This window comes from Streptomyces sp. NPDC102467, from assembly GCF_044765445.1.
In the GTDB taxonomy this organism is placed as follows: Bacteria; Actinomycetota; Actinomycetes; order Streptomycetales; family Streptomycetaceae; genus Streptomyces.
Genome location: NZ_JBIWKA010000006.1, coordinates 328455 through 346943, shown reverse-complemented (window position 1 = coordinate 346943; position 18489 = coordinate 328455). Strand labels below are relative to the sequence as shown.

Below are 18489 nucleotides of genomic sequence, written 5' to 3'. Positions count from 1 at the left end.
CCGAAGGGGTCTGCGCCCGCGAAGAGCGCGGACGTGAAGGCTCCGGAGACGAAGGGGTCTGCGCCCGCGAAGGGCCCGGACGTGAAGGCTCCGGAGACGAAGGGGTCTGCGCCCGCGAAGAGCGCGGACGTGAAGGCTCCGGAGACGAAGGGGTCTGCGCCCGCGAAGGGCCCGGACGTGAAGGCTCCGGAGTCGAAGGGGTCTGCGCCCGCGAAGGGCCCGGACGGGAAGGCTCCGGAGTCGAAGGGGTCTGCGCCCGCGAAGGGCCCGGACGGGAAGGCTCCGGAGTCGAAGGGGTCTGCGCCCGCGAAGGGCCCGGGCACGAAGACCCCGGGCACGAAGACCCCGGGCACGAAGACCCCGGGCACGAAGACCCCGGGCACGAAGACCCCGGGCACGAAGACCCCGGACACGAAGACCCCGGACACGAAGAGCACCGCGCCCGCGAAACCGCCCGCGCGCCCCAGCCACACCACCGCGCCCTGGCTGCCGCCCGCCGACAGCGGCCGCCGGCGTTACCGGCTCGACCGCGACGGAGTCCTCACCGCGCCCGACGGTGCCACATACACCCAGGGCGCCCCCTCCGGCCGGGGCAACGGCTTCTTCGGCGCGCTCTCCGCAGCCCTGCTGCACGCGGCCGAGCGGCCCGGAACGGGACGCCCCGAGGTCGACCACCTGCGGACGCGTGCCGTGGCGCCCCCCGCCCAACTGTTGCGCGAGAACAGCCTGCCCGGCACCCCGGCGGAGCGGAGCACGCTCTTCACGCCCCCGCCGCCGCTTAGCGAGGAGGCCCTCGAGAGCAACCTGCTCCGCCATCTCGCCGACGCCCCGTGGGGCCCCACGGCCGACCGGGTGATGGCCAAATGGGCGGCCGCCGCGACCGGCACCACGGTCATCCTGATCGAGGAGAACGGCACCGCTGTCACCAACCCCGGCCCGTCCAGCGACAGCACCCGTATCCTCCTGCGCCGCCGCGGCGGCGACTTCGTACCGCTGCTCTTGCGTACCCCGGCGCCCGAAGAGGAGGCGCACGGACTGAGCACGCTGTCAGGAGCCGCGAAGAACACGGGCACGAGCGCGACGACGCACCCGGCCCCGCACCCGGACTCGACCTCAACCCCGGACTCGACCTCAACCCCGGACTTGACCTCAACCCCGGACTCGGATCCGAACGTGAACCCGGCCCCCGCCCCGGACACGCGGGGCCGGCAGGACACGCGCCCCCGATTCGTCGTCCGCTCCGCCTTCGACGCACGGCGCTTCACGTTCGGCGGGGAGCCGGTCGCCGACCTCACCGTCCGGGTGGCGATCCGCGACACGCAGGACCGGGCCCCGCAGGTGTTCGACCGGCTCACGGCGGGCGTGGCCGAGCTCCTGAACGGCCCCGCCCACCGTCTGCCCAGCGGCGAACGGCTGCACGTCACCGTCGAGCTGGTCGCCCCCGACGGCGCCCCGCACCTGACGGTGGATCTGGCGGGCCGGGACCGGACGATGGACCAGACGACCTGGTGGGCGGATGCCACCCCGGTCGAGTTGGCACACGAGCTGAGCCACCAGCTCGGCCTGCGGGACGAGTACCGGGACACCGACGCCCCGCACCGGCCACACGTGCCCGGAAGCCTCCTCGGCGCCGTGCACGAGGCCCCCGATGACCCCTCCCTCGCCGCGGCGGGCCTGCGCGGCCGCCACCTGGCCCTGCTCGGCGCCCTCATCGGCGACGTGGTCCCACCATCGCATCAGCCCAACGAGCCCAACGAGCCCAACGAGCTTGACGCAGAGGGGAGTTGGGACGAGGCCCGCACCAGCGCCCCACCGGACCTCCGCGAGTCCGTCTGGGTGGACCCGGTCTCCTTGCCCCGCACCACCGGCGACAGCGACACGATCGCGACGACGGGAGTTCCGCCCCGTGCGCCGTCGGACCCGGCCGCCGCGACGCCCGCCACCGCCGAACCCGTCCTCACCCCTTTCACGTCGGGGAACTACGAGTTCACCAACCTGAAGCACACGAACGCGACGTACCGCGACAAGGCCGTCCGCCTCTTGGAGGTTCTGCAGGAGAACACCACCATCAGGGACTATCTCGACCGCCGTCCCTGCCGCATCACCCTGTACGTGCGCACGACGGAGACCCCCGCCGACGTGATCGACCACGGTACGAGCGGTGTCGAGATCAGCCTGGCCAGCTACTACTTCGAGAAGTACGGCGTCGGCCACATTCTGGGCATGCTCGCCCACGAGATCGGACTGCACCCCCTGGCCGCCCGCCGGACCGGCGTCTCCGACGAGGAGGAGATGTTCCGGGACTTCCCGCTGCCGGTGCCGGGGCTGAGCGACGGGGCGGCGCGCACCATGAGCACCGAGGGCGCCGGCGACGCCGACCACATCATGGCCGCCTTCGCCAGCACCACCCGCCACCGGATCTACCGCGACATCGTGGTGGGGATGGCCAGGACACTGGTCGAGGGCGTGCAGAGCGGGGAGGGCAGCAGCGAACTCAAGGACGTCACCGACCTGTTCGACAGCTTCCTCATGGACCTCGCCTCGATCGCCATCACCAACGACCACCGGTTGAACGCCGCGAAGGAGCCCAACAACACGGCGAAGGTCTACAACGCCTACAAGGTGCAGCTCGGCGACCACTTGAGGGCCGCCACCAGTGCCGAGGCCGCCGCTGAAGCTGCAGCCGCAGCAGGCGACCCCGCCGCAGCCGCGGAGGCCGCCGCGACCGCCCAAGCGTTCCGGCTCCTCCTGTCCCACCTGCCTTCGGACAAGGGCAGATTCGGCGTGATCGGCGACTTCAGCCGCATCGGCACGTACGTGGCCCTCAACAACCGCGGCGACAGCATCCAGTAGGCCGGCAGGCGCACGTGAACAGCACGTTGCAGTAGGGGAGTTGTTCTGGGTCATGTCGTCACGCGCTTCCTACACTCACCGCGTGACGACACCGACCGACGCACCGACCGACGCACGGCACGACGCACCCCACGACGCACCCCACGACGCATCCGACACAGTTGTCGACGAGGCCGCCTACGACCGGCGTCGGCTGCGCCAGTGGCTGGTGGGCCGGGCCCGCGCCGACGGAGTGGCCCGTCGCGACCTGCTGAAACTGCTCGCGGCCGCGGGCCTGGCGACAGGGCTGCCGGCGGCGCTCCCGGGCGCCGCACTCGCCGTGACCCCGGCCGCGCCCGGCATCGTCAAGCCGCTCCCCGAGGAGCTGTTCACGGTGCGCGGCACGAACGCGGAGACGAACTTCGCGTCCCTGGCGGCCACCGGCCACTCCACCCCGGTCTCCCATTTCTTCGTACGCAACCACACGGCGACGCCCGAACTGGACCCACAGGCATGGCAGTTGCATGTCTGGGGCGATGGACTTGCGGGCAAGAGCCGGACATTCACGCTCGCCGACCTCAAGCGCCTGCCCACCGTGACCCGTTCCTCGTTCGTCGAGTGCGCGGGCAACGGCCGCAGTTTCTACGCCGGCCAGCAGGGCCGGAGCGCCGAGGGCACCGCGTGGACCCTGGGCGCGATCGGCTCGGCCCGCTGGCGCGGCGCCCGGCTCGCCGACGTCCTGCGCCTGGCGGGCATCCGGCGCGACGCGGTCGACATCCTGCCGCGCGGCCTCGACCCGGACTACGTCACGGCGGACGGCACGAACCTGGGCCATGTGCGCCGCCCACTGCCCGTATCGAAGGCGCTCGACGACGTGATCCTCGCCTACGAGATGAACGGCGAGCCGCTCCCGCCGGACCACGGCGCCCCGGTCCGCTGTGTCGTGCCGTCCTGGATCGGCATCGCGTCGATCAAGTGGGTGGGTGACATAGAGGTGTCCCGGCAGCCGCTCTTCTCGCCCTGGAACACAGACTTCTACCGCCTCTTCGGCGACGCCTATCCGCCCGGGGGCAGCACCCCGCTCACCCGGCAGACCCTGAAGTCCGCCTTCGAGCTCCCCTGGAACGCACGCCTTGCCGCGCACACCGGCCACCGCCTGACGGGCCGCTCCTGGTCGGGTGCGGGCACCGTCGCCCGTGTCGACATCAGCACGGACGGAGGCGGCACCTGGCACCGCGCCCAGCTGCACGACACCCCGCGCCGCGCGGACTGGGTCCGCTGGTCCACACGCTGGTACCCGACGACCAAGGGCCCGACGGAGCTCCTGGCGCGGGCCACCGACTCGACGGGCCGCACACAGCCGCGGACGACGGTCCACAACACGCAGGGCTACCTGTTCGACGCGGTGGTACGCCACGCGGTCACCGTCGTCTGACGTCGCCCTGTACCCCGAACCGGGCCAGGAAATGTGCGCCCGGCGACGGAGGCTTGGGGAGGTTTGGCGATCGTCGTGACCCGCGTCCGTGAGAAATGGTGGGATGTGGGAGCGTGAGCGGGTGAGCCAGACGACGATCGCACCCTTGCAATACCGCTTTGACGGGCCGGAGGACGCCCCGGTCCTCATCCTGGGACCGTCCCTCGGTACCACCTGGCACATGTGGGACCGGCAGATACCCGAGCTGGTCCGGCAGTGGCGGGTGTTCCGCTTCGACCTTCCCGGGCACGGCGGCGCCCCCGCCCACCCGGTCGGTTCCGTCGCGGAGCTCGCGGACCGGCTGCTCGCCACGCTCGACGAAGTGGGCGTGCAGCGCTTCGGGTACGCGGGCTGCTCCCTGGGCGGCGCGATCGGCGCCGAGCTGGCCCTGCGCCACCCGCAGCGCGTCGCGTCCCTAGCCCTGATCGCGGCCTCGCCGCGCTTCGGCACGGCCGACGAGTTCCGCCAGCGCGGCGTCATCGTGCGCAGCAACGGCCTCGACCCCATCGCGCGCACCTCGCCCGAGCGCTGGTTCACCTCGGGCTTCGCCGCCGCGCAGCCGGCGATCACGGACTGGGCCGTCCAGATGGTCCGTACGACGGACCCGGGTTGTTACATAGCGGCCTGCGAGGCGCTGGCCGCGTTCGACATCCGTACGGAACTGGGCGCCATCGGCGTCCCGACTCTCGTCCTGGTCGGCTCGGAGGACCAGGTCACCGGCCCCGCGCAGGCCCGCACCCTCGTCGCCGGCATACCGGATGCCCGCCTCGCGGTGGTCCCCGGTGCCTCGCACCTGGCCCCGGTCGAGCAGCCCGCGGCCGTCACCGACCTCCTCGTACGCCACTTCTCCTCGGCCTGGCTGCCCGCGTACGAGACCGGCCAGCACGCCATTCCGGCCGCGCCGGTCAAGCCGGTCCTCGCCCCGCCGCCCCCGCCGGTGGCTCCCGTCGCCGAGATCGCCGCGGCCGCGCTGCAGCCCGAGGCGGCTGTGCGCCCCGACCCGCACGACGCGGGCCTGAAGGTGCGCCGTGAGGTGCTGGGCGACGCGCACGTGGACCAGGCCCTGGCCACGGCCGACGACTTCTCCGGCGACTTCCAGGAATTCATCACGCGCTACGCCTGGGGCGAGATCTGGAACCGGCCCGGCCTCGACCGCCGGATGCGCTCGGGCGTGACGCTGACGGCCATGGTCGCGGGCGGTCACCTCGACGAGCTGGCCTTCCACACCCGTGCGGCCCTGCGCAACGGCCTCACGGCCGACGAGATCAAGGAGATCCTGCTCCAGACAGCGATCTACTGCGGCGTCCCCGCGGCCAATTCCGCCTTCAAGGTGGCCCAGCAGGTCATCCGCGCGGAGACGACCCCGCAGGAGTGATCTTCAGCCGGGTAGCCGGAGCACCGGTCTCCGACTGCCCGGACCGTGCCGCACCGGAGCAGGATGGGACCCATGAAGCTCACGAAGAAGTCCCACTCCTGCGTCCGCCTGGAGAAGGACGGGCAGACGCTCGTCATCGACCCGGGCGGGTTCTCCGAAGAGGACGCCGTGCTCGGCGCCGACGCGTTCCTGGTGACGCACGAGCACCCCGACCATTTCGACGAGGAACGGCTGCGCGCCGGGATGGCGAACAATCCCGGCGCACAGATCTGGACCCTGAAGTCGGTCGCGGAGCAGCTCGCTGCGGCGTTCCCGGGCCGCGTCCACACCGTCGGCCACGGTGACACGTTCACCGCGGCCGGGTTCGACATCCAGGTCCACGGCGAACTGCACGCCGTCATCCACCCGGACATCCCGCGCATCACGAATGTCGGCTATCTCGTGAAGGGGGCCGACGACGGCACGCTCTTCCACCCCGGCGACGCCCTCACGGTCCCCGACCACCCGGTCGAGACGCTGATGCTGCCGGTCATGGCGCCCTGGAACAAGATCTCCGAAGTGATCGACTACGTACGCGAGGTCAAGCCGCGCCGCGCCTACGACATTCACGACGCGCTCCTGACGGACCTGGCCCGCCCGATCTACGACCGGCAGATCGGCGGGCTCGGCGGCGCGGAGCACCTGCGGCTGACCCCGGGGGCCTCGGCGCAGGTGTGAACGGCCGCTAGCGGTCGAGGAGTTCGAGCACCTCGTCCGTCGTGCCGAGCTCCGCGATCCGCGGGAAGATCTTGCCGAAGGCGTGCTCGTGGGACGCGGCGTCCGTGTCGGTCGTCGCGTCCGAGACGATCACCTGGTGGTAGCTGAGCTCGAACGCCGAGCGCGCGGTCGACTCGACGCCGATCGACGTCGAGATGCCGCCGAGCACGATCTGCGTGACACCGCGGCGGCGCAGCTGCAGGTCCAGCTCGGTCCCGGTGAACGCGCCCCAGTGCCGCTTGGTGATCACGATGTCGTCGCCCAGCGGGCCGAGCTCCGCCGGGAACTCGGCGAACTCGGCCGGCGGCGCCTGGGTCAGGCCCGGCTCCTCGGCGCGGTTCACCGGCAGGTCGCCGCCGTCGGGCGACCAGGTCACGCGGACGCGCACGACGGGCAGGCCCTTGGCGCGGAAGGCGTCGGCGAGCCGGGCGCCGTTCTTCAGCACCTCGGCGGAGGGGTGCACCGTGGGGAGGCCGAGGATGCCGTTCTGGAGGTCGATGAGGACGAGGGCGGGGCGCTCGTCGAGGGGGGTGTTGATGCTCATGGTGAACAGGTTACCTGTCTGACAGGAAAACTTGCAAGGTTGCCTGTCTATCTACGGGTGCCGTGGGGGCCCGATGTCGTACCCGCCCGGTAGGTTGGAAGACATGCGCATCGCTACCTGGAACGTGAACTCGATCACCGCGCGACTCCCGCGCCTCCTTGCCTGGCTGGAGAGCAGTGGCACGGACGTGCTGTGCATCCAGGAGACCAAGTGCTCGGCGGAGCAGTTCCCCACGGACGAGCTGCGGGAGCTGGGCTACGAGTCGGCGGTGAACGCGAACGGCAGGTGGAACGGGGTGGCGGTGCTCTCCCGCGTAGGCCTGGAGGATGTCGTCAGGGGCCTGCCCGGCGACCCGGGCTACGACGGCACGGAGGAGCCCCGCGCCGTCTCGGCGACCTGCGGCCCGGTCCGCGTCTGGTCGGTCTATGTGCCGAACGGCCGCGAGGTGGACCACCCGCACTACGCGTACAAGCTCCAGTGGTTCGAGGCCCTGAAGGCGGCCGTCGCGGGCGACGCGGCCGGCTCCCGCCCGTTCGCGGTCCTGGGCGACTACAACGTGGCACCGGCCGACGACGACGTCTGGGACATCAGCCTCTTCGAGGGCGCCACCCACGTCACCCCGGGGGAGCGGGCCGCCCTCGCCGCCCTCCGCGAGACGGGACTGACGGACGTCGTCCCGCGCCCCCTCAAGTACGACCACCCGTTCACGTACTGGGACTACCGCCAGCTCGGCTTCCCGAAGAACCGCGGTATGCGCATCGACCTGGTCTACGGGAACACCGCGTTCGCCGGAGCGGTCAAGGACGCGTACGTCGACCGCGAGGAGCGCAAGGGCAAGGGGGCGTCGGATCACGCCCCCGTCGTGGTGGACCTGGACGTGTAGCGCGACTGCCTGCCGGCGGGGGCGGGTCGCGCAGTTCCCCGCGCCCCCAGGGGTTGCATTGTGTCTGCGGCCCGGTGGGGACTTCTCGCGCAGTTCCCCGCGCCCCTGAAATGCGCACTGCGTGCGCCATTTCATCGGGCGCGCGTAACGCGCCCCGATGGGGCGGCGGCGAAGCCGCACGCCCCAGGGGCGCGGGGAACTGCGCGACCAGCCCCCACCGGCCCGCACATTCCTACGGCTACCTACGGCTACCTACGGCTACCTACGGCTACCTACGGCTACCTACGGCTACCTACGGCGCAAGAACCCCGAGATCCACAGAGCCCGCCAGCGCAGCCAACCCCGCATCGCCGGGATGCAAGTGATCCCCGCTGTCGAAATCGGCCCGCATCCGCGAAGGATGCGCCGGATCCCGCAACACCGCATCAAAATCAAGCACCTCGTCGAACCCTGAACCGGGGCCCCGCACAAACGAGTTCACGGCAACCCGCTCCACCTCGGCGGCGGCCGTGCACAACGACTCGCCCTCACACGGAGTGACCGTCGCCCCGACCACCTTCAGCCCCCGCGCATGCGCCCGCGCGACGATCTCCCTCATCCCCGCCTCGATCTGCGCGGCGCTCGCCCCCCACCGCACGTCGTTGACGCCCTGGAACACCACGACGGTCCGGGCAGAGGTCCCCGCGAACACGTCCCGGTCGAGCCGGTGCAGGGCGCTGACCCCGCCCGTGTCCGTGGAGATCCCGTCCCCGGGGTAGCGGTCGGCGATGACCCGGTTCGCCGAGATGCCCTCGTTGAGCACGCCGTAGCGCGGCACGTCCGACTGGGCGAGGAGCCGCGAGGCGAGCACGTTCGGCCACCGCCGGTTCGCGCCCTGCGTCGACTTCACGCCATCGGTGATGGAGTCGCCGAGCAGGACCACGGAGCCGGGACCGCCGCTGACGTCGACGCCGGTGAGCAGCGGCCAGTACGAGATCGTCGACGTGTACGCCGAGCCCGCCGCCTCCACCGCGTGGTCCCCGGGACCGCTCACGTACGAGTTCTGGATGGCCTGGCTGTGCACGGGCGCCGCGGCCACCGGCTCCGGCAGATGGAAGCTCACCAGGAGGTTGGCGTCGGCGGGCACGCGAAAGTTCACCGGGTCACTGAACGCCTGCGCGCCCGCCGGGAGTTGGGTGCCACGCCCGCCCCCGAACGTCAGCGGCACCGGCTTCCCGCGCGCGCTCGCCCCGGCCTCCTGCACCGCCACCGACGCGCTCCCGATCCGTACCGGAGTCGAGGCGAAGGTGTTGTCGAGCCGGATCCGCACCCGCGGCCCGCCGACACTCGTGTGCACGACGAGCCGCACCGTGCGATCGGCCCACGGCCCCACCGTCGTATAGCCGGCCGGGGACGCCGCCCAGGTCCCCGTCCACCCCGTCGTCGCCGCGCGCACCGACAGCGCGAAGACGTGCAGCGCGGCGCCGCCCGTGGCCCGCGGCAGCTCCACGGACGCGATCCGGCGCCCTGTCCGCACCGGGACCGTGACCGCGTACAGCCGTGTCTTCTCGGTGAGTTGGCCGTCCGGCGTGTTGCGGTGCGCCAGCGCGACCGACTTCGTGGCGAGCGGCCCGGTGCGCCAGTCGGGGGCGGTGAGTGTGTACGCGGACCGGGTGCCGTCCGCGTAGCGCACGACGCCGGAGCCCCGCGCGTCCCCGCCCGTGCCGGCGACGAGGAACGCCAGCGCGTCGCCCCTGCCGGTGACCCGGACCCGCTGTCCGGCCGCCCGTACGTTGTCGGGCCCGGACCCCGCCGACCTCGGCCAGGTCAGCCGGGCCCGCTCAACTCCGATACCGCGCCCGGCAGTCCAGCCCGCGGCGGTCAGGTCCTGCGCGGACAGTGAGTTGCCCGCGCCGTCGAAATCGGCCACTTCGGGTGCGCGGTCGTCACTGACCGCCCGGTTGTCGAAGAGCCGCTCCAGGGGGAGCGGCCCGGGTCCGTGCGGGGCGGCCGCTCGGGCCGTCGTGGCGGGGGCGAGCCCCGCGCAGAGGGTCAGTAGGACGGCGGTTGTCCAGGTGCGTCGGCGCACGGCCGGCTCCCTCCGTGGTGCGGCTGGCGTGGCAGGTGCGCCATGAAGGTAAGGAGGGGGTGGGAACGCGTCAATGAGGTGCGGCCGAATGCGGCGTGAACTCGCCGGGAACGTAGGCCCGCGCGCCTGTGGTGCGCGGGCGGGGCCGGATGCGAGGCTGGTCGGTATGAAGATCCCTTTCGTGGACAATTGGCGCAAGAAGCACGGTGCGGCGGCCGTGGCCGTGTTCTCGCCGGACGGTGCCGACGCCGAGGGCGTCGCCGAACTCCTCTCGGAGTGTGAGCTGTTGCGCGCCCAGGCGGAGCAGTCCGGGGTCGAACTCGACGACTCCGTACGGTCGTTGGAGGCACTCGACCAGCTCGTACCGCGCTGGCGGGAGGACGAGGAGACGCTGCACTGGCTCGGAAACGACGCGGGCCTGTACCTCGGCACCGTTCTGGTGCACCGGGTGCCGGGCGCCGCGTGGGTGATCTGGCCCAACGGGCAGCCGGTGGTGCGGCTCGCGTCGGGCCGTGAGATCGACGTGGTGGAGGCCGGCCAGGAGTGGGCGGCGAGCGGCGCTCCCGAGCTGTCCCGGTTCTACGCGGAGGCCGCCGAGTCCTAGGGCCTGTCTTCGGGGAACGCAGTTGAGCCGCAAATACGGTTAATGCCCATAAGTGCGTGTCGTCTGTTAAGTCCCATTACGGCGTGGATAGTTTGCGCGGACCGACACAGCTGAGAGTGGGCAGGTACTGCCATGGCCGTCGATCCGTTGATCGAGCTGCGTGACGTGAACAAGTACTACGGGGAGCTGCATGTCCTCCAGGACATCGACCTCACCGTCGGCAAGGGGGAGGTGGTGGTGGTCATCGGCCCCTCGGGGTCGGGCAAGTCGACACTCTGCCGGACGATCAACCGGCTCGAGACCATCCAGTCGGGAGCCATCAGGCTCGACGGCCGGCCGCTGCCCGAGGAGGGCAAGGCGCTCGCCCAGCTGCGGGCCGAAGTGGGCATGGTCTTCCAGTCCTTCAACCTCTTCGCGCACAAGACCGTCCTGCAGAACGTCTCGCTGGCCCAGGTGAAGGTCAGGAAGCGCAAGAAGGACGAGGCCGACCGGCGCTCCCGCGAACTCCTCGACCGGGTCGGACTCGCGGCGCACGCGGACAAGTTCCCCGCGCAGATGTCCGGCGGCCAGCAGCAGCGCGTGGCCATCGCCCGCGCCCTCGCCATGGACCCCAAGGCCCTGCTCTTCGACGAGCCGACCTCGGCCCTCGACCCCGAGATGATCAACGAGGTCCTGGAGGTCATGCAGCAACTGGCCCGCGACGGCATGACGATGGTCGTGGTCACCCACGAGATGGGCTTCGCCCGCACCGCCGCGGACCGCGTCGTCTTCATGGCGGACGGCCGGATCGTCGAGGACCGCGCCCCCGAGGACTTCTTCACCCACCCGGAGAGCGAGCGCGCCCGGGACTTCCTCTCCAAGATCCTCAAGCACTGACGGGGGGTGCAGCACGCATGATGCGCAAGCCGCTACAGCTGCTCGCCGCCTTGCTGGTGTCGGCGCTCGCCGCCACCGCCTGCGGCAAGGAGGGCAGCCCGCCCACCAAGGGCCCTTCGGGCGACGAGCTTCCCAAGTACCGGGTGGCGCAAGGGTTCTCGCTGCCCGCCTCCCCGACGTGGAAGAAGGCGAAGAAGCGCGGGCACTTCGTGGTCGGCGCCAAGGAGGACCAGCCGTATCTGGGTGAGAAGAACCCGGCCAACGGCGTCTACTCCGGCTTCGACATCGAGATCGCCAAGATGATCTCGGCCTCGCTCGGTCTCGACCCGAAGGGGATCTCGTTCCGCACGATCGCCTCCGCCAACCGCGAGACGGCCCTGCAGAACGGCCAGATCGACTACTACGTCGGCACCTACACCATCAACGACAACCGCAAGAAGCTCGTCGGTTTCGCCGGGCCCTACTACATGGCCGGACAGTCCCTGCTCGTGCGCACCGACGAGAACGACATCCACGGGCCGGGGGACCTCGCAGGCAAGCGCGTCTGCTCGGCCGCCGGCTCGACCCCGTACCAGCGCATCCAGGCCGACTACCCGAAGGCCGAACTCGTCGCGTACGACACGTACTCGATCTGCGTCGACAACCTGCTGACCTACCAGGTCGACGCCGTCACCACCGACGACGCGATCCTGCTCGGCTTCGCGGCCAAGGCCCCGGACGAGATGAAGATCGCCGGCCAGCCGTTCTCGAAGGAGCCGTACGGCATCGGCGTCCCGCGCAGGGACAACGCGCTCAGGGCCGCCATGAACGACGCCCTGGAAGCCCGCCAGAAGAACGGGGACTGGAAGCGGGCCTTCGAGGTCACGCTCGGCCTGTCCGGCACGCCCGCCCCGAAGCCGCCGCCCATCGACCGCTACCCGGCGAACTGAGGAGGCGTCCCATGAATGTCCTGACCGACAATTTCACGACGTACTGGAAAGGCTTCCTCGGTACGGTCGAACTCACCGTCTTCGCCTCGATCCTGGCCCTCCTGCTCGGCTTCGTCATGGCGTCCTTCCGCGTCGCGCCCGTCGGCTCCTTCCGCGCCCTCGGCACCGCCTGGGTCACGGTCCTGCGCAACACCCCGCTGACCCTGCTGTTCTTCGCGGTGCTGCTCGGCCTGCCGCGCTTCGGACTCGTGCTGCCCTTCACCGTGTTCGCGGTGCTTGCGCTCGGCTGCTACACCTCGGCGTTCATCTGCGAGGCACTGCGCTCCGGCATCAACACCGTGCCCAGGGGGCAGGGCGAGGCGGCCCGCAGCCTCGGCATGACGTTCAGTCAGACCCTGACCAGCGTGATCCTGCCGCAGGCCTTCCGGTCCGTGATCCCGCCGGTCGGCTCCACCCTCATCGCCCTCGCCAAGAACTCGGCGATCGCCGGCGCGTTCAGCGTGGTCGAGCTGCTCGGCACGTACAAGACGCTCAGCGAACTCGGCTACAACATCATCTGGACGTTCGTCTGGATCGCTGTCGGCTACCTCGTCATCACCCTCGCCATCAGCGCGCTCTTCAACGTCCTGGAGAAGCGCTGGGGAGTCGCCCGATGAAAGCCCTCCACCACAGCGCCTCCGCCCTCTACGACATTCCGGGCCCCAGAACCGAGCGCCGCCACCGGCTGTACGGGCTGCTCTCCACCCTGCTCGTGCTCGCGCTTCTCGGCTGGGTCCTCTACCTCCTGTTCGACACCGACCAGTTCACGCACACGAAGTGGATGCCTTTCGAGTACAAGGGCATTCAGGAGCTGCTGCTGCGCGGGCTCGGCAACACGCTCAAGGCCTTCGCCATCGCTGCCGTGCTCTCGCTCGCTCTCGGCACGCTCCTCGCGGTGGGACGCCTCTCCGACCATCGGCCGGTGCGGTGGCTCGCGACGCTCCTCGTCGAGTTCTTCCGCGCCATGCCGGTCCTCGTGATGATCTTCTTCATCTACGTGGCCCTGAAGATGGAGCCGCTGTCGGCGCTCGTCGTGGGCCTGACGCTCTACAACGGTTCCGTGCTCGCCGAGGTGTTCCGCTCCGGCATCAACTCCGTGGAGCGCGGGCAGCGCGAGGCGGCGTACGCGCTCGGCATGCGCAAGACGAAGGTCATGACCCACGTCCTCGTGCCGCAGGCCGTACGGGCCATGCTGCCCGCCATCATCAGCCAGTTGGTGGTGGCTCTGAAGGACACCTCGCTCGGCTATTTGATCACCTATGAGGAGTTTCTCCATGCCGGGAAGCTGATCGCGTCGAACCTCGACTACGATTTGCCCTTCATCCCCGTGGTGATGGTGATCTCGCCGATCTACATCGGGATGTGCATGGTGCTGTCGTGGTTCGCCCAATGGGTGTCCAGGCGCCAGCGGCGCAACCCCAAGACGGACGCCGCGGATGTCGCCGCGGCCGAACCGGGGACGCTGCTGCCAGGCGCGCAGTAGACGGAGCATGGGCAGTCCCCGCCCAGCAGCCGGAGATCACTTCGCGCACATGTGCGGAGAAGGTCAGCTGCGCGCGGAACGGGACGCGCCTGCTTGCCGAGGCCGAGCGGGCCCTTGTCGCACTCGTACGCGACAGGGGTACCGCTCCCCTTGGTTTCCGGGCCTACTTGGCGCGATGCGTGGTGCGCGGAGCCGCCGGGACGGGGAGAGGCGTCTGCGCGGCACGGGTGACATCGGATACCAGTTCGACGACGTCGGGGCCGTAGGCCCCCGAGTTGACGACCTTCAGGAGCAGGACGAACGAGCTGTTGCCGTGTTTGCGGGCGAGGCGCTCGTGGTGCCGGGCGAGGTAACGGGTGGCGGCCTGGTGGGTGATGGGGAGCTGGCCGCAGAAGAGGAACACCGGTCTCGCCTCCTTGGCCTGGCCCGCGGTCAGCCGCGCGAGGACCACGTACTCGGTGATCCCGGGCTCGAGCCGATGACGTTCCGAGCCGATCTGGAAGGCGCCGCGGTCCGGGCCCGGTTCGGGGTCGGTGTTGACGCGGATGCCGGGCAGCAGGCTCACCATGTGGGCGGCCATCCGCCGATTCGAGGCGGGGCCGCCCACGCAGAACTCCGTGCGCTCGCCGAAGCCCTGCCGGGCCGTGTCGTGCGCGACGACCTGGGCGTGGGCGCCGCAGTCCTTGATGAGCGCGGAGAGTTCGAGGAGCGCGAAGACGTCGTGGCGCTTCACCATCAGCTCGGGGCCGCCCGCGTCGCGGTTCACCACGAGCAGCGACTCGGAGTTGTCGGGCAGCCCGAAGAAGGCCTGCTTGCGGCGGAGCCTGCGCTTCCAGAGGTAGGTGCGGGCGAGCCAGCCCAGCGCGGCGCTGATGCCCGCTGCGATCAGGCCGAGGACGATGTAGCGCACGTCTTCAGTCATGGGCGCGCACTCTAGCCAACTGGCGCAACTATGTTCGAGGGGGTCCTGACGGCACTTCGAAGTCAAGTTACGCTGCGCTGACGGCTGTTGACCGGAGGTACTGATGAGGCGTTCAGTTGGGCGGAATCTGTCGCTCTGCGCGGTTGCGGTGAGCATGGTGGTGGTCGGGGCGGCGGCACCCCCTTCGTCCGCTTCCGGTGGGGCGGGCGGCTCCGGCGGCGGCGCGAAGAAGGTTCCGGTCGCCGTCGGGTACGGTGGCGCCGTGGCGAGCGTCGACGCGGACGCCTCGGCCGCGGGCATCGAGGTGCTGCGCAACGGGGGCAACGCGGTGGACGCCGCCGTGGCCACCGCGGCCGCCCTCGGCGTGACCGAGCCGTACTCCTCCGGGGTCGGCGGAGGCGGCTACTTCGTCTACTACGACGCCAAGTCCCGCAAGGTACACACCATCGACGGCCGCGAGACGGCGCCGCTGACGGCCGGCTCCGACCTGTTCCTGGAGAACGGCAAGCCGCTCGCCTTCAACGACGCGGTCACCAGCGGTCTGAGCGTCGGCACGCCCGGCACCCCGGCCACCTGGCAGTCCGCGCTGGACGCGTGGGGCAGCAAGCGGCTCGGCGCGGTGCTCAGGCCCGCGGAGAAGCTGGCGCGCTCCGGGTTCACCGTCGACGACACGTTCCGCTCCCAGACGGCATCGAACGAGGCCCGCTTCCGCAACTTCCCCGACACGGCGAAGTTGTTCCTGCCGGGCGGGCAACTCCCTGTCGTCGGACGGAAGTTCACCAACCCCGACCTGGCGCGTACCTACCAGGAGCTGGCACGCAAGGGCGTCGGGGCCATGTACCGCGGCGACATCGGCGCCGACGTCGTGAAGACCGTCAACAAGCCGCCGGTGGCGCCGGGTTCCGGATATGACGCGCGGTCCGGGAAGCTGTCGGCGAAGGACCTGAAGGCCTACGCCGCCAAGTACCAGGCGCCGTCGAAGACTTCCTACCGCGGCCTCGGCGTCTACTCCATGGCGCCGTCCTCGTCCGGGGGCACCACCGTGGGCGAGGCCCTCAACATCCTTGAGGACACGGACCTTTCGAAGGCGTCCGACGTGCAGTACCTGCACCGGTTCATCGAGGCGAGCCGCATCGCGTTCGCCGACCGTGGCCGCTGGGTCGGCGACCCCGCCTTCGAGGACGTCCCCACGAAGCAGCTCCTGTCGCAGAAGTTCGCCGACGCGCGGGGCTGCCTCATCAAGAACGACGCAGTGCTGACCAGCCCGCTCGCGCCCGGGGACCCGAGGCATCCGGGGACGTGCGGCAAGCCCGGTGACAAGGCGGCCCCGACGACGTACGAGGGCGAGAACACCACGCACCTGACCGCCGCCGACAAGTGGGGCAACGTCGTCTCCTACACCCTCACCATCGAGCAGACGGGCGGCAGCGGCATCACCGTGCCGGGCCGCGGCTTCCTGCTCAACAACGAGCTGACGGACTTCTCCTTCGCGCCCGCGAGCCCCGACGTGCACGACCCGAACCTGCCGGGCCCCGGCAAGCGTCCGCGGTCCTCCATCTCCCCGACCATCGTGCTCGACAAGGCCGGCAGGCCGGTGGTGGCGGTCGGCTCCCCGGGCGGTGCCAGCATCATCACCACCGTGCTGCAGACGCTGACCGGGTTCCTCGACCGCGGCCTGCCGCTCGTCGACGCCATCGCGGCGCCGCGCGCCAGCCAGCGCAACGCCGCGCAGACCGAAGCCGAACCCGGCCTGTACGACAGCCCGCTCCGCGCGAAGCTGGAGGCCATCGGGCACTCCTTCAAGGCCAACCCGGAAATCGGCGCCGCCACCGGCGTACAGCGCCTCCCCGGTGGCAAGTGGCTCGCGGCCGCAGAGCCGGTGCGGCGCGGCGGCGGCTCGGCGATGGTGGTCGAGCCGGGCAGGTGACGCGGGGCTCCTCGCGCGGCGCTTTACAATAACTATACCGGTATTTGTATCCGGTACTGAAATGGGTCCTCGGGTACGCTGGTGGCATGGTCCGAACACCTTTGACTCCGCAAGAGCACGAACGTGGTGAGCGTCTCGGCCGGTTGCTGCGCGAGGCACGGCAGGGACGCAGCATGACCGAGGTCGCCGCGGCCGCCGGTGTCTCGGTGGAGACGCTGCGCAAGATCGAGACGGGCCGGGCGCCGACGCCGACGTTCTTCACCGTCGCCGCCGTCGCGCGGGAGCTCGGTCTGTCGATGGACGAGCTGGTGGTGCTCTGCACCCCGGTGGCCGCCTGAGCGTGCGCGCGCACTTACGCACGGTCGAAAAGCGCGCGTAGCGCGTCCGTAACACGCGCGGTGTTACCTGCCGGTGTCCTTCCGGAGGCGGAGGGGCCCGGGATGCGGACGAACGGCGGGGCGCGTGACGGACGAGGATCAAATCCCTGATGGCGCAAGGGAGTTCGGGGCGTACCTACGAGGGCTGGTCTCCTGGCTCGACCAGGGCGCAGGCTGGTGCGCCGTGTTCTGGCAGCGCGACCCCGAGGGCATGAAGGCGTGTCTCGACGGGCGTGAGGTGCCGCCCTGGGACGTCGTCGAATCGCTGCTCCAGGACCTCGCCGCCGTACAGGGCGCGGATCGGGCCGCACAGGAGGGCGTCCGGGCCCGTGCCCTGCAGCGCGCCTCCGCGCGGGCCCACGACCGCGGCCCCGGCGCCGCCGATGCGCTCGCCGACCGCCTCGACGTCATGGCCGGGGAGCGCCGGTACGCGGCCGAACGCCTGCGGGAGCTGGGCCGGCGCCTTGGCGTGGCCGCCACGCGGGAGGAAGCGGAGTCGATCCGCCTCGATCTGGCATGGGCGCGGGACGACCACGAACGGGCGTCGGCGCGTATGACCGAACTCCAGGAGAGACAGAGCTGCCTGAGGGTGCTCCCTGCCCAGGTGGCCCGGCAGCCGCCCGCGGCCCGGCGCGAGTCCGTCGCGGAGCGCGGGCGCCGTCCCCGAGGCGGCGCCCGCTTCGCCGGAATGATCCAAGAGGAGCCCGCCATCCAGGACGCCGGCCCGGCAACACCCGTACCGGCCCGAGGGGTTGGCACTCCCCGGGGCGCCCGCTTCGCCGGTTCGCCAGAGGTGGAGGCGGAGGGCCAGGCGGCGCCCCCGGCCCGGTCGGACCCCACCGCCGACCGCGAGGTGGCCGTGGCGGTCGACACCCTGCTCCGGCTGCGTGCGCAGGGCCGGAGCGGCGAGGCCCACACCGTCCTCGCCGATGCCGCGCACGGGCCGGCGGCCCGCCTCCCCCTGCTGGCCGCGCGACTGCACCGGGCAGGCCTCGACGCCGACTGGACCACCCTGCTGTGGGAAGCGGCCTCCTTGCCCCCGGACCGTCTCGTCGACGCCGCCGACGCCCTGACCGCGGCGGGTCGTGACGCCGACGGGCAGCAGGTGCTGCGCCAGGGCGTGGGCCGGGCGCCCGCCGAGATCGGCGAGGCGGTGGGCCGGCTCGATGCCGCGGGGCGGCACCGCGAGGCCCGGTCGCTGCTGGATGCGTACGTGCGCGGCCGTACGCCGGAGGAGGCGGCCCGCAGCGCGCACAGCGATCCCGGACGGCTCGTGCCGCTGGTCGTGGCCGCGGCGCGCGCCGTGTCGGCCGAGCGCCACTGGGACGTGGTGCACGCACTGCGGCTGGCGGGCCTCACCACCTGATCCGGCGGCGGGTCACTCGCACGGGTGCGAAACA

16 protein-coding genes are annotated in these 18489 nt (G+C 71.2%); 13 read left to right on the top strand and 3 right to left on the bottom strand.

Annotated elements, in window-relative coordinates:
* The 4 genes from ACIREE_RS14685 to ACIREE_RS14670 form a co-directional block, all read left to right on the top strand.
* Window positions 1-2853 (top strand): hypothetical protein (locus ACIREE_RS14685; protein ID WP_404150977.1); only part of this gene is annotated, 2853 nt, incomplete at its 5' end.
* A 193-nt stretch (window positions 2854-3046) separates the two neighbouring features.
* Complete coding sequence (locus ACIREE_RS14680; RefSeq protein WP_404151230.1) at window positions 3047-4267, top strand: sulfite oxidase; 1221 nt, start codon at window positions 3047-3049, stop codon at window positions 4265-4267.
* Window positions 4268-4370: 103 nt separating this feature from the next.
* Window positions 4371-5681: a 4-carboxymuconolactone decarboxylase gene (pcaC, locus tag ACIREE_RS14675; RefSeq protein WP_404150975.1), complete on the top strand. Its 1311-nt coding sequence runs from the start codon at window positions 4371-4373 to the stop codon at window positions 5679-5681.
* Window positions 5682-5753: 72 nt separating this feature from the next.
* The gene (locus ACIREE_RS14670) at window positions 5754-6398 is read left to right on the top strand and encodes an MBL fold metallo-hydrolase (protein ID WP_404150973.1); all 645 of its coding nucleotides are present in this window, start codon (window positions 5754-5756) and stop codon (window positions 6396-6398) included.
* Window positions 6399-6405: 7 nt separating this feature from the next.
* On the opposite strand, the gene ACIREE_RS14665 is transcribed toward ACIREE_RS14670, so the two are convergent.
* Complete coding sequence (locus tag ACIREE_RS14665; protein ID WP_404150971.1) at window positions 6406-6981, bottom strand: isochorismatase family protein; 576 nt, start codon at window positions 6979-6981, stop codon at window positions 6406-6408.
* Between the two features lie 103 nt (window positions 6982-7084).
* Here ACIREE_RS14665 and ACIREE_RS14660 point away from each other — a divergent pair, with 103 nt between their 5' ends.
* Window positions 7085-7864, top strand: coding sequence for an exodeoxyribonuclease III (locus ACIREE_RS14660; protein ID WP_404150969.1), 780 nt, complete (start codon window positions 7085-7087; stop codon window positions 7862-7864).
* Between the two features lie 292 nt (window positions 7865-8156).
* On the opposite strand, the gene ACIREE_RS14655 is transcribed toward ACIREE_RS14660, so the two are convergent.
* On the bottom strand, window positions 8157-9932 hold the full coding sequence (locus tag ACIREE_RS14655) for an SGNH/GDSL hydrolase family protein (protein ID WP_404150967.1): 1776 nt from the start codon (window positions 9930-9932) through the stop codon (window positions 8157-8159).
* A gap of 166 nt (window positions 9933-10098) precedes the next feature.
* On the opposite strand from ACIREE_RS14655, the gene ACIREE_RS14650 reads away from it, so the two are divergent.
* The 5 genes from ACIREE_RS14650 (at window position 10099) to ACIREE_RS14630 (ending at window position 13863) form a co-directional block, all read left to right on the top strand.
* Entirely contained in the window at window positions 10099-10536 is a 438-nt protein-coding gene (locus tag ACIREE_RS14650; protein WP_404150965.1) for a DUF6278 family protein, read from the top strand.
* A 132-nt stretch (window positions 10537-10668) separates the two neighbouring features.
* Window positions 10669-11412, top strand: a complete 744-nt coding sequence (locus ACIREE_RS14645) for an amino acid ABC transporter ATP-binding protein (protein ID WP_404150963.1) — start codon at window positions 10669-10671, stop codon at window positions 11410-11412.
* A gap of 17 nt (window positions 11413-11429) precedes the next feature.
* Complete coding sequence (locus ACIREE_RS14640; RefSeq protein ID WP_404150961.1) at window positions 11430-12341, top strand: glutamate ABC transporter substrate-binding protein; 912 nt, start codon at window positions 11430-11432, stop codon at window positions 12339-12341.
* An 11-nt stretch (window positions 12342-12352) separates the two neighbouring features.
* Window positions 12353-12997, top strand: a complete 645-nt coding sequence (locus ACIREE_RS14635) for an amino acid ABC transporter permease (protein WP_404150960.1) — start codon at window positions 12353-12355, stop codon at window positions 12995-12997.
* Window positions 12994-13863 carry an amino acid ABC transporter permease gene (locus ACIREE_RS14630; RefSeq protein WP_404150958.1) on the top strand — a complete coding sequence of 290 codons (870 nt, stop codon included), beginning with the start codon at window positions 12994-12996 and terminating at the stop codon, window positions 13861-13863. The genes ACIREE_RS14635 and ACIREE_RS14630 overlap by 4 nt, the downstream gene beginning before the upstream one ends.
* Window positions 13864-14026: 163 nt before the next feature.
* On the opposite strand, the gene ACIREE_RS14625 is transcribed toward ACIREE_RS14630, so the two are convergent.
* Window positions 14027-14785 (bottom strand): hypothetical protein, encoded by a 759-nt coding sequence (locus ACIREE_RS14625; RefSeq protein WP_404150956.1) that lies wholly within the window; start codon window positions 14783-14785, stop codon window positions 14027-14029.
* Between the two features lie 103 nt (window positions 14786-14888).
* Here ACIREE_RS14625 and ggt point away from each other — a divergent pair, with 103 nt between their 5' ends.
* From ggt to ACIREE_RS14610, 3 genes are all read left to right on the top strand, one after another.
* Window positions 14889-16712, top strand: coding sequence for a gamma-glutamyltransferase (gene ggt / locus ACIREE_RS14620; RefSeq protein WP_404150954.1), 1824 nt, complete (start codon window positions 14889-14891; stop codon window positions 16710-16712).
* An 86-nt stretch (window positions 16713-16798) separates the two neighbouring features.
* Window positions 16799-17050, top strand: coding sequence for a helix-turn-helix domain-containing protein (locus ACIREE_RS14615; protein ID WP_404150952.1), 252 nt, complete (start codon window positions 16799-16801; stop codon window positions 17048-17050).
* Window positions 17051-17174: 124 nt separating this feature from the next.
* The gene (locus tag ACIREE_RS14610; protein ID WP_404150950.1) at window positions 17175-18455 is read left to right on the top strand and encodes a hypothetical protein; all 1281 of its coding nucleotides are present in this window, start codon (window positions 17175-17177) and stop codon (window positions 18453-18455) included.
* Window positions 18456-18489: the final 34 nt, after the last annotated feature.